13 protein-coding genes are annotated in these 11,622 nt (G+C 62.6%); all 13 read left to right on the forward strand.

Annotated features, from left to right (window positions below; genetic code table 11):
• Positions 1-3: 3 nt before the first annotated feature.
• The gene (fleN, locus tag GUY40_RS12665) at positions 4-837 is read left to right on the forward strand and encodes a flagellar synthesis regulator FleN (protein WP_166569298.1); all 834 of its coding nucleotides are present in this window, start codon (positions 4-6) and stop codon (positions 835-837) included.
• The gene (gene fliA / locus GUY40_RS12670) at positions 834-1,574 is read left to right on the forward strand and encodes an RNA polymerase sigma factor FliA (protein ID WP_166569284.1); all 741 of its coding nucleotides are present in this window, start codon (positions 834-836) and stop codon (positions 1,572-1,574) included. The genes fleN and fliA overlap by 4 nt, the downstream gene beginning before the upstream one ends.
• Positions 1,575-1,735: 161 nt before the next feature.
• A complete protein-coding gene (gene cheY, locus GUY40_RS12675) occupies positions 1,736-2,110 on the forward strand; it encodes a chemotaxis response regulator CheY (RefSeq protein ID WP_166569285.1) in 375 nt (124 codons plus the stop codon).
• 19 nt (positions 2,111-2,129) lie between these two features.
• Positions 2,130-2,918, forward strand: coding sequence for a protein phosphatase CheZ (locus GUY40_RS12680; RefSeq protein ID WP_166569286.1), 789 nt, complete (start codon positions 2,130-2,132; stop codon positions 2,916-2,918).
• Between the two features lie 11 nt (positions 2,919-2,929).
• Positions 2,930-5,134, forward strand: coding sequence for a chemotaxis protein CheA (locus GUY40_RS12685; RefSeq protein ID WP_166569287.1), 2,205 nt, complete (start codon positions 2,930-2,932; stop codon positions 5,132-5,134).
• 45 nt (positions 5,135-5,179) lie between these two features.
• Entirely contained in the window at positions 5,180-6,310 is a 1,131-nt protein-coding gene (locus GUY40_RS12690; protein WP_166569288.1) for a chemotaxis response regulator protein-glutamate methylesterase, read from the forward strand.
• Positions 6,310-7,050, forward strand: a complete 741-nt coding sequence (locus tag GUY40_RS12695; RefSeq protein WP_166569289.1) for a flagellar motor protein — start codon at positions 6,310-6,312, stop codon at positions 7,048-7,050. The genes GUY40_RS12690 and GUY40_RS12695 overlap by 1 nt, the downstream gene beginning before the upstream one ends.
• 3 nt (positions 7,051-7,053) lie before the next feature.
• The gene (gene motD / locus GUY40_RS12700; protein WP_166569290.1) at positions 7,054-7,941 is read left to right on the forward strand and encodes a flagellar motor protein MotD; all 888 of its coding nucleotides are present in this window, start codon (positions 7,054-7,056) and stop codon (positions 7,939-7,941) included.
• A gap of 43 nt (positions 7,942-7,984) precedes the next feature.
• On the forward strand, positions 7,985-8,773 hold the full coding sequence (locus GUY40_RS12705; RefSeq protein WP_166569291.1) for a ParA family protein: 789 nt from the start codon (positions 7,985-7,987) through the stop codon (positions 8,771-8,773).
• Complete coding sequence (locus tag GUY40_RS12710; RefSeq protein ID WP_166569292.1) at positions 8,773-9,573, forward strand: CheW domain-containing protein; 801 nt, start codon at positions 8,773-8,775, stop codon at positions 9,571-9,573. Before GUY40_RS12705 ends, GUY40_RS12710 begins: the two co-directional genes overlap by 1 nt.
• A gap of 51 nt (positions 9,574-9,624) precedes the next feature.
• Positions 9,625-10,104 carry a chemotaxis protein CheW gene (locus GUY40_RS12715; protein ID WP_166569293.1) on the forward strand — a complete coding sequence of 160 codons (480 nt, stop codon included), beginning with the start codon at positions 9,625-9,627 and terminating at the stop codon, positions 10,102-10,104.
• The gene (locus tag GUY40_RS12720) at positions 10,105-10,497 is read left to right on the forward strand and encodes a DUF2802 domain-containing protein (RefSeq protein ID WP_166569294.1); all 393 of its coding nucleotides are present in this window, start codon (positions 10,105-10,107) and stop codon (positions 10,495-10,497) included.
• Positions 10,498-10,819: 322 nt separating this feature from the next.
• Positions 10,820-11,622 (forward strand): T6SS effector BTH_I2691 family protein (locus tag GUY40_RS12725; protein WP_306092842.1); only part of this gene is annotated, 803 nt, incomplete at its 3' end.

Here is an 11,622-nt window from a genome sequence, read left to right on the forward strand (position 1 = left end):
AATATGGGCAGCATGCATCCCGTACAGGTGATCGCGGTGACCGGCGGCAAGGGTGGCGTCGGCAAGACTAACGTGTCAGTGAACTTGTCCCTGGCGCTGGCTGAGCTTGGCCGTCGTGTCATGCTGCAGGACGCTGACCTGGGGCTGGCGAACGTCGACGTGCTGCTGGGGCTGACCCCCAAGCGCACCTTGGCCGATGTCGTCGAGGGTCGCTGCGAGCTGCGCGATGTGCTGCTCCAGGGCCCCGGTGGCGTGCGGGTGATCCCGGCGGCGTCCGGCACCCAGAGCATGGTCCACCTCACGCCGGCCCAGCATGCCGGCCTGATCCAGGCCTTCAGCGACATCGGCGATAACCTCGATGTGCTGGTGATCGACACCGCCGCCGGTATTGGCGATTCGGTGGTCAGTTTTGTCCGCGCCGCCCAGGAAGTGCTGCTGGTGGTCTGCGACGAGCCGACCTCGATCACCGATGCCTATGCGCTGATCAAGCTGCTCAACCGCGACTACGGCATGAACCGTTTCCGGGTCCTGGCCAACATGGCCCAGAGCCCGCAGGAAGGGCGCAACCTGTTCGCCAAGTTGACCAAGGTGACCGACCGTTTCCTCGACGTGTCGCTGCAATACGTGGGCGCTGTGCCTTACGACGAATGCGTGCGCAAGGCCGTGCAGAAGCAGCGTGCGGTCTATGAAGCCTTCCCGCGTTCCAAGTGCGCGCTGGCGTTCAAGGCCATTGCCCAGAAGGTCGATACCTGGCCGCTGCCGGCCAACCCGCGCGGGCATCTCGAGTTTTTCGTCGAGCGTCTGGTGCAGCAGACCAGCGCAGGGCCGGTTGTATGAGTGCCAGCGGCTACCGCATGTACAGCAACGCCTCGAAAGACACGCAGTACGAGTTGATCGAGCGCTATGCACCGCTGGTCAAGCGCATCGCCTACCACCTGCTGGCGCGCTTGCCGGCCAGCGTCCAGGTGGAAGATCTGATCCAGGCCGGCATGATTGGCCTGCTGGAAGTGTCCAACAAATACGACGCAAGCAAAGGCGCCAGTTTCGAGACCTACGCCGGCATTCGCATTCGCGGTGCGATGCTCGATGAGGTGCGCAAGGGCGACTGGGCGCCGCGTTCGGTCCACCGCAATACCCGTATGGTCAGTGATGCGATTCGGGCAATTGAAGCAAAAACCGGCCGTGACGCTAAAGATCACGAAGTTGCGGCCGAACTCCAATTGAGCCTTGATGATTATTACGGGATTTTGAACGACACACTGGGCAGCCGCCTGTTCAGCTTCGACGACCTGTTGCAGGACGGCGAGCACGAAGGGCTGCATGAGGACGGCGCGAGCGTACAGCTTGAACCGTCGCGTGACCTGGAAGACGAACGCTTCCAGGCCGCGCTGGCCGATGCCATCGCCAATCTGCCCGAGCGTGAGCGTCTGGTTCTGGCCTTGTATTACGACGAGGAACTGAACCTCAAGGAAATCGGTGAAGTGTTGGGCGTCAGTGAGTCCCGCGTCAGCCAGTTGCACAGTCAGTGCGCCGCACGCTTGCGCGGGCGTCTGGGGGAATGGCGGGCACGTTGACCAAGGGTTGGCCACCGGTCGCTCGACGGGTGGCGAAGTAGTTCCGCGCAACGCTGCGAATTCATGCAGTCGTGAAACGCAAAAAAAACCGGATTTGATTGAATGCGTGCCCCCTGGATGGGCGCGTTTAAGACTGCTTGGAGGTCGAATTGGACAAGAACATGAAAATCCTCATCGTTGACGATTTTTCGACGATGCGGCGGATCATCAAGAACCTGTTGCGCGACCTGGGGTTCACCAACACCCATGAAGCCGACGACGGCAACACCGCTCTGCCGATGCTCAACAGCGGCAGTTTCGATTTTCTCGTCACCGACTGGAACATGCCCGGCATGAGCGGCCTGGACTTGCTCAAGGCCGTGCGTGCCGATGCCCGCCTGAGCCACCTGCCGGTGTTGATGGTGACCGCTGAAGCCAAGCGCGAGCAGATCATCCAGGCCGCGCAGGCCGGTGTGAACGGTTACGTGGTCAAGCCATTCACGGCCCAGGCGCTGAAAGAAAAGATCGAAAAGATCTTCGAACGCGTCAATAGCTGAAGTTCGCCACGGGGGCGCTATGGACCATAACAATTCATCTTTGGGTGACTTCGAGTCGACCCTGAAGAAACATGCCCATGAGTTGGTGAACAGCCTTGAGAAAGGCAAGTTCGGCGACGCGGTACAACTGATCCATGAGCTGAACCAGACGCGCGACCGTGGCCTGTACCAGGAGGTCGGCAAACTCACGCGCGAGCTGCACAGCGCCATTGTCAGCTTCCAGATCGACCCGCGCATGCCGCAGGCCGAGGAAGTCTCGCAGATCACCGATGCCACCGAGCGGCTGTCCTATGTGGTCAAGCTGACCGAGGCGGCGGCCAACCGCACTATGGACCTGGTGGAGCACAGCACGCCGGTGCTCAACGACCTGGGCGCCGAGGCCAAGGCCTTGAGCCTGGACTGGCAGCGCTTTATGCGCCGCGAAGTCGACGCGTCCGAGTTCCGCGCGCTGGCCCGCCGTGTCGACAGTTTTCTGACGCGCAGCGAACAGGATGCCCGCGCCGTGTCCGGCAGCCTCAATGACATCTTGCTGGCCCAGGACTATCAGGACCTGACCGGCCAGGTCATCAAGCGCGTCACGCAGATGGTCACCGAAGTGGAAAGCAACCTGCTCAAGCTGGTGTTGATGGCCAGCCAGGTTGATCGCTTTGCTGGCATCCAGCATGACCACCAGCTGCTGGCCGATGAAAAAAATCAGGAAAAACATCCCGCCAGGGGTGAAGGTCCGCAAATTCATGCCGATAAGCGAGACGACGTCGTGTCCAGTCAGGACGATGTCGACGATCTGCTATCCAGCCTGGGTTTTTAGGGAGCACGTAAATGAGCTTCGGCGCCGATGAAGAAATCCTTCAGGATTTCCTGGTAGAAGCCGGCGAGATTCTTGAGCAACTGTCCGAACAACTGGTCGAGCTGGAAAGCCGTCCGGATGATGCCGATCTGCTCAACGCGATCTTTCGCGGTTTTCACACTGTAAAAGGGGGCGCCGGCTTCCTCCAGCTCAACGAGCTGGTGGAGTGCTGCCATATCGCCGAGAACGTGTTCGACATCCTGCGCAAGGGCGAGCGCCGGGTCGATTCCGAATTGATGGACGTGGTGCTCGAAGCACTGGACACCGTCAACAATATGTTCAGCGAGGTGCGTGAGCGCCACGACATTACCCCGGCCACGCCTGAGTTGCTGGAAGCCTTGGCGCGTCTGGCAGAGCCTGCGCCCGCCGGCGCTGTGGCTGTGCCTGTGGTGGCGCAGGCCCCGGCGGTTGCCGAGCAATCAGGCGATATCACCGACAGCGAATTCGAACAGTTGCTGGACTCGCTGCAGGCGGTCAAGGCCCAGGCCGAGGCGTCGGCCGCGGTACCTGCACCTGCGGTCGATGCGGCCAGCGATGAAATCACTGACGCCGAATTCGAATCCCTGCTGGATCAATTGCACGGCAAGGGCCAGTTCGCCCCAGGCGCGCTCAACGAGTCGGTCGCGCCTGAGCCGGTTGCCGAGCATCAGGCGCCGGACACCAGCGAAATCACCGACGATGAATTCGAAGCCTTGCTGGACCAGTTGCACGGCAAGGGCACCTTCAACGTCGAGGCACTGGACGTGGCGGCGGTCGAGCCGCAGCCTTCGGTTGCAGAGCCGCCACCTGCCGAGCCGCTGTCGGACCTGATCACCGATCACGAATTCGAAGCACTGCTGGACCAGCTGCATGGCAAGGGCAAGTTCGAACCTGCTGCCGTAGCGGCCCTGGCGCCGCAGGAGAGCGTGACCGCTGTTGCCCAGCCCAGGCCGCAAGCCAAGGCGGAACCTGTGCGTGCGCCGGCTCCTCGCTCTGCGCCCGTGGCAGAAAAACCGGTGGCCAGCGAAGCGGAAACCACCGTGCGAGTCGATACCGCGCGGCTGGATGAGATCATGAACATGGTCGGCGAACTGGTGCTGGTGCGTAACCGCCTGGTGCGCCTGGGCCTCAACAGCAGCGACGAGGCCATGTCCAAGGCCGTGTCGAACCTGGATGTGGTCACCGCCGACTTGCAGACCGCGGTCATGAAGACCCGCATGCAGCCGATCAAGAAGGTCTTCGGACGCTTCCCGCGGCTGGTTCGCGATCTGGCCCGGCAGCTGAAAAAAGAGATCAACCTGGAGTTGGTCGGCGAAGAAACCGACCTCGACAAAAACCTCGTCGAGGCCCTGGCCGATCCGTTGGTGCACTTGGTGCGCAACGCGGTGGACCACGGTATCGAAACCCCGGACGAGCGCGAAGCCGCAGGCAAGTCCCGGGGAGGTCGGGTGGTGCTCTCGGCCGAGCAGGAGGGCGACCATATCCTCTTGTCAATCTCCGACGACGGCAAGGGCATGGACCCTGCCATCCTGCGGGCCAAGGCGGTGGAAAAGGGCCTGATGGACCGCGACGCCGCCGAGCGCCTGAGCGAGTCGGACTGCTACAACCTGATCTTCGCCCCCGGCTTCTCGACCAAGACCGAGATTTCCGACGTGTCCGGTCGCGGTGTCGGCATGGACGTGGTCAAGACCAAGATTGCCCAGCTCAACGGCTCGATCAATATCCACTCGGTCAAGGGCCAAGGCTCGAAGATCGTCATCAAGGTGCCGCTGACCCTGGCGATCATGCCGACGCTGATGGTGATGCTCGGCAATCAGGCCTTCGCCTTCCCACTGGTCAACGTCAACGAGATCTTCCACCTGGACCTGTCGCGCACCAACGTGGTCGACGGCCAGGAAGTGGTGATCGTGCGCGACAAGGCGCTGCCGTTGTTCTACCTCAAGCGCTGGCTGGTGGCCTCGGCCAAGCATGAAGAGCAGCGCGAAGGGCATGTGGTGATTCTGTCGGTGGGCACCCAGCGCATCGGTTTTGTCGTCGACCAGCTGGTCGGTCAGGAAGAAGTGGTCATCAAGCCGCTGGGCAAGATGCTCCAGGGGACCCCGGGCATGTCCGGCGCCACCATTACCGGTGACGGCCGCATTGCGCTGATCCTCGATGTTCCGAGCATGCTCAAGCGTTACGCCGCGCGGCGTATTTGATCCCGGTGGCGCGGCCGCAGGCTGCGCCCCTTCAATGGAGTGTTTATGGCAGTCAAGGTCCTGGTGGTGGATGATTCCGGTTTTTTCCGCCGCCGCGTCTCGGAGATTCTTTCCACCGATCCGAATATCCAGGTCGTGGGCACCGCCACCAACGGCAGGGAGGCGATCGACCAGGCCCTGGCGCTCAAGCCAGACGTCATCACCATGGACTACGAGATGCCGATGATGGACGGCATTACGGCGGTGCGGCACATCATGCAGCGCTGCCCGACACCGGTGTTGATGTTTTCCTCGCTGACCCATGAAGGCGCGCGGGTCACCCTCGACGCGCTGGATGCCGGCGCGGTCGATTACCTGCCCAAGAATTTCGAAGACATCTCGCGCAATCCCGAGAAGGTCAAGCAACTGCTGTGCGAGAAGGTTCACACCCTTTCCCGCAGCAACCGCCGCTTCGGCGGTTACCGCCAGCCAGCGGCACCGGTGGCAGCCGCGCCGGCCGCCAGTGTCAGCAGCTTGCAGAGCAGTGCGCCGAGCACGTCCGCGCGGGCGCCGTTGCCCAGCCGGGTTGCCGCCACCCAGGCGCCTGCGCCGTCGTCGCCGGCCCCCAGGCGCAAGCCGTACAAGCTGGTCGCGATTGGCACCTCCACCGGTGGCCCGGTGGCGCTGCAGCGGGTGCTGACCCAGCTGCCCGCCGACTTTCCGGCACCGATTGTGTTGGTCCAGCACATGCCGGCGGCGTTCACCAAGGCCTTTGCCGAGCGGCTGGACAAACTCTGCCGCATCAGCGTCAAGGAAGCCGAAGACGGCGACATTCTGCGCCCCGGCCTGGCCTTGCTGGCGCCCGGTGGCAAGCAATTGATGATCGACGGCCGCGGCGCGGTGAAGATCCTGCCGGGTGACGAGCGCCTCAACTACAAGCCGTGCGTGGACATCACCTTCGGTTCGGCGGCCAAATCCTACGGCGACAAGGTGCTGGCGGTGGTGTTGACCGGCATGGGTGCCGACGGCCGTGAAGGCGCACGCCTGCTCAAACAGAGCGGCAGCCATATCTGGGCCCAGGATGAAGCCAGCTGCGTGATCTATGGCATGCCCATGGCCATCGTCAAAGCCAACCTGGCTGATGCGGTCTATGGCCTGGACGAGATTGGCCGGCACCTGATCGAGGCGTGCGTGTAATGGATGTACTCAGTCTGATCGGCCTGATCCTGGCCTTTGTGGCCATTGTCGGCGGCAATTACCTGGAAGGTGGGCACCTGTCGGCGTTGCTCAACGGCCCGGCGGCCTTGATCGTGTTGGGCGGCACCCTGGGGGCCGTGCTGTTGCAGTCACCGATGTCGGCCTTCAAGCGGGCCTTGCAGATCGCCCGCTGGATTCTGTTTCCACCGCGCATTGACCTGGCCGGCGGCATCGACCGGGTGGTGAGCTGGAGCCTGACGGCGCGCAAGGAAGGCTTGCTGGGCCTGGAAACCGTCGCCGAAACCGAACTGGACAGCTACGCGCGCAAAGGCCTGCAATTGCTGGTGGACGGCGCTGAGCCGGAGGCCATCCGCAGCATTCTGGAAGTCGATATCGACACCCAGGAAAGCCGCGATGTCCAGGCCGCCAAAGTGTTCGAAAGCATGGGCGGCTACGCGCCGACCATCGGCATCATCGGTGCGGTCATGGGCCTGATCCACGTGATGGGCAATCTGGCCGAACCGTCGCAGCTGGGCAATGGCATCGCGGTGGCGTTTGTTGCCACTATCTACGGTGTCGCCAGTGCCAACCTGATATTGCTGCCGGTGGCCAGCAAGCTCAAGTCCATCGCCATTCGCCAGTCGCGCTACCGGGAAATGCTCCTGGAAGGCATTTTGTCGATCGCCGAGGGTGAAAACCCGCGCTCGATCGAACTCAAGCTTCAGGGCTTCATGGAGTAACACATGGCCCGTCGTCGCCCACCGGAAGAACACGTCAATCACGAGCGCTGGCTGGTCTCGTACGCCGATTTCATCACGCTGCTGTTCGCCTTCTTCGTGGTCATGTATTCGATCTCGACGATCAACGAAGGCAAGTACAAGGTCGTGTCCCAGGCCTTGATCGGCGTGTTCAACGACCCGGAGCGCAGCCTGCGGCCGATTCCCATCGGCGATGAGCGGCCGCTGACGGTCAAGCCGGCCGAGCCGCTGGTCAAGGACGCCGAAGAGGAAGACGCAGGGATTACGCAGTCGGCCGCCGAGCCGCTGCAGACCATCGCTCAGGATGTGCGCGATGCGTTCGGCGACTTGATCAAGTCCAATCAGCTGACCGTGCGCGGCAATGAGCTGTGGATCGAAATCGAGTTGAACTCGGCCTTGCTGTTCGGCAGTGGCGATGCCATGCCCAGCGACAAGGCCTTCAGCATCATCGAAAAGGTCGCGCAGATCCTCAAGCCATTCGGTAATCCGGTGCATGTCGAAGGCTTCACCGATAACCTGCCGATCCGCACGTCCCAGTACCCGACCAACTGGGAACTGTCGTCGGCGCGGGCGGCGAGCATCGTCCGCTTGCTGGCGATGGAAGGGGTCGACCCCGGGCGCATGGCCTCGGTGGGCTATGGCGAGTTCCAGCCGGTCACCAGCAATGACACCGCCGAAGGGCGAGCGCGCAACCGTCGGGTGGTGCTGGTGATCTCCCGCAACCTGGAGGTGCGCCGCAGCCTCACCGGCACCGGCAGTGCCAACGCAACGCCGGATGCGGCGTTGCGACGTGCTGGCACACAAACTGCACCGTCGCCGCAAACACCGCCAGTGAAGAGCGGGGCCGTCAATTCCCCGTCACCGGCTTTATAACCTGTCTCGGCACGGCACAGGTTCCGGCCGGGAGGAAAGCGCAATGAGAGTCTGGGCAGTCGCCAATCAAAAAGGTGGAGTCGGCAAGACCACCACCTCCATCGCCCTGGCCGGCCTGCTGGCCGAGGCGGGCAAGCGCGTGGTGGTGGTCGACCTCGACCCGCACGGCTCGATGACCAGCTATTTCGGGCACAACCCCGATACGCTCGAGCACAGTTGCTATGACCTGTTCCTGCACAAGGGCAGCGTGCCCGACGGGCTGGCCGGGCAACTGCTGCTGCCCACCAGTGACGAGAAGATTTCGCTGTTGCCGTCCAGCACCGCACTGGCGGTGCTGGAGCGTCAATCCCCCGGCCAGAGCGGCCTGGGCCTGGTGATCGCGAAAAGCCTGGCCCAGCTGTGGCAGGACTTCGACTACGCGATCATCGACAGCCCGCCGCTGCTGGGCGTGCTGATGGTCAATGCGCTGGCGGCCAGCCAGCAGCTGGTGATCCCGGTGCAAACCGAGTACCTGGCGGTCAAGGGCCTGGAGCGGATGGTCAGTACCTTGGCGATGATCAATCGCTCGCGCAAGCAGGCTTTGCCGTTTCATATCGTACCGACCCTGTTCGACCGTCGTACCCAGGCCTCCATCGGCACCTTGCGGGTGTTGCACGACGACTATCGGCAGAATATCTGGCAGGGCTACATTCCGGTCGACACGCGCCTGCGCGATGCCAGCCGGGCCGGCCAGACCCCTTCGCAATTCGATGGCAAGAGCCGGGGCGTCGTCGCCTACCGGTCCTTGCTCAAGCACTTGCTGTCCCAACAACTTGTCGCGCAGGTGGCTTGATGAACCGTCCGGCCCAGATCGCCAGCCGTCCGCAACTGGCCTTGCAGTCCTACCTGGATGGGTTGCTGCAGGACGCCACCGAAGAGATCGAATCACCTGGCGTGCTGGATGAGTTCCAGGCGGCGGTGCTTCAAGAGCAGGTCCGTGATGCGCAGGTAGTGGTGGAGCAGGCTCAAGAACCGGTCGAGGCCGAGCTGCCGACGCCGGTGATTGAAGCCGTTATCGAAGTGCCACCAGCACCGACAATCGAGCGGGTCGAGCCGGCGGTGGATGTACACCTGCCCGCCACCACGCCGCCATGCCTGACCATCGACGGTCGCCCGGCCTGGGCGGCAGAACCCTTCGAGTGCCTGCTGTTTGACGTGGCCGGGCTGACCCTGGCAGTGCCGCTGGTGTGCCTGGGTTCGATCTATGCCCTGGCGGGCCAGGAGCTGACACCGCTGTTCGGCCAGCCGGACTGGTTTCTCGGCATCCTGCCCAGCCAGCGCGGCAACCTCAAGGTGCTCGACACCGCGCGTTGGGTGATGCCCGACCGCTACCGCGACGATTTCCAGCAGGGCCTTCAGTACGTGATTTCGGTGCAGGGCTACGAGTGGGGGCTGGCGGTGCACCAGGTCAGCCGTTCCCTGCGCCTGGACCCGGCCGAAATCAAATGGCGCACCCAGCGCGGCCAGCGGCCGTGGCTGGCCGGCACCGTGATCGAACACATGTGTGCCTTGCTCGATGTTGCAGAGCTGGCCGAACTGATTGCCAGCGGCGCCGTCAGGCAATTGCCGCAGGGCGCGCGGCACACACAATAACCGCCGCATCGTGCGGCACACCGACAACAGCGGATTTTGAGGGGTTAGGGTATGAAGAAGTCATCTGCACAAGGTTCCGAAGATCCGATTCTGCAGTGGGTAACCTTCCGCCTGGACAACGAGACCTACGGCATCAACGTGATGCAGGTCCAGGAAGTGCTGCGTTACACCGAAATCGCCCCGGTGCCGGGCGCGCCGAGCTACGTGCTGGGCATCATCAACCTGCGCGGTAACGTCGTCACCGTCATCGACACCCGCCAGCGCTTCGGCCTGGCCCCGACCGATGTCAGCGACAACACCCGCATCGTCATCATCGAGGCTGACAAGCAAGTGGTCGGTATCCTGGTCGACAGCGTGGCGGAAGTGGTTTACCTGCGCCAGTCGGAAGTCGAGACGGCGCCGAACGTCGGTAACGAAGAGTCGGCCAAGTTCATCCAGGGCGTGTGCAACAAGAACGGCGAACTGCTGATTCTGGTTGAGCTGGACAAGATGATGAGCGAAGAAGAATGGTCCGAGCTGGAGAACATCTGATTGATCTTCGAGGCAGCGGTGCTTGTGCTGGGCATCCTCTGGGCCGGGACCTTGTGGATGCTTTTGTCCTACAGCAAAAACCAGCGGCTGATGGCCGCGCAACAGGCCCGGGTTGACGCACTGCGCGACCAGCGCATCCGTGAACTGGGCAAGCGCCTGGATGATTACCAGAACATCTGCGTGCGCATGGGTGAAGAGTTGCACGAACTGCGCGCGGTGGTTGCGCCATTGCCGGACAAACTGCTGCAGATCGAGCAGCGTGATCCCAGCAGTTTGTCGTATTCCCAGGCGGCCAAACTGGTGGGCATGGGCGCGAGTATTGACGAGCTGACCCAGGCGTGTGGTTTGACTCAGGCTGAGGCGCAGTTGATGAGCAAGTTGCACGGCGGGTGAGGGCGGTAGACGCCCGTATTTGCTCATTCTTCGGTGTGCACGGCTCGGCTGATCGGGCCATTATTGGCTCGACCGAGCCAATAATGGCCCGATTTTATTTGTCTGATTTCAATGGCTTATGACGAAGCGGGCCAAATCTGGCTCGAAAAACCCGCTCAAAAAACGTTTTTCAGGATTTTTGTCTGATTCGGAAGTTTGAGATCGCCGGCTTTTATCTTTTAACTCATTGAATTTATTGGATAAATAACGAGTATTTTGCAGCTGGCACAACGATTGCGATTAAGGCGCCCTGTCATCACGGCATACAGGGAGTCCGTCCACCATGAATACCCGTCAATGTATAGGCATCGCCATGCGCGAAGCCTGTCCCAACCCACCCGGCAGCTGCAACGCCTGCGAGCGCACCGGCCTGCCGATCCTGCCGTTGCGCGCCGCGTATGCGCCTTCGCCGGGGGCGACCCAAAAGCAGCGGCATTCCTATACCAGCGACCTTGAGTCGATCCCCATGCGCCCCGACCAGCCGCGCACCCTCCGCCACGGCTTCCTCTACGTGCTGCTCGACAAGCAGGAGTGGCAGGCCTATCAGGTCACCCCGGAAGGCGCGCTGCGCCAGTTCAGCCCGTTCCAGATGCCCCTGGCAATGCCGGCTTCCCTGAGCCAGGCGTGCATCAAGCAGGACCACGACGTCACCGCCTCCTTCATCAATATCGACACCGCCCGCTACCGCACGGCCTGGCTGGCCTTTGCCAACGACGCTTGGCCGGCAGAGGTACTCAACCGCTACCAGCGTGCCATCGCCCAAGGGGGCACGGTTCTGGATGCCAGATTTCACCCGCTGGACCTGAGCGCGGCCCGCAACGACCCCGCCAGCGTCGGCCTGGCCATGACCGAACATGCCTTGCAGGTCGACCGCCTGGTGCTGGAATACGCCGCGCCGACCGTCGGCGACTTTGTCAGCGTGCACGGTTTCCACAGCCGTAATCACCGGCTCAAGGCCTTGCGCGGCCAGGTGCGCACGCTGATCCAGCGTGAGCAACTGCCGCAAGGCATGCTGGCCATCGTCCTGCCCGACCCCATCGGCCTGGTGCAGGAATACAACGCCCAGCGCGTGAGCGGGGTCGAGGA

The organism is Pseudomonas sp. R5(2019) (assembly GCF_009905435.1).
Classification (GTDB): Bacteria; Pseudomonadota; Gammaproteobacteria; order Pseudomonadales; family Pseudomonadaceae; genus Aquipseudomonas.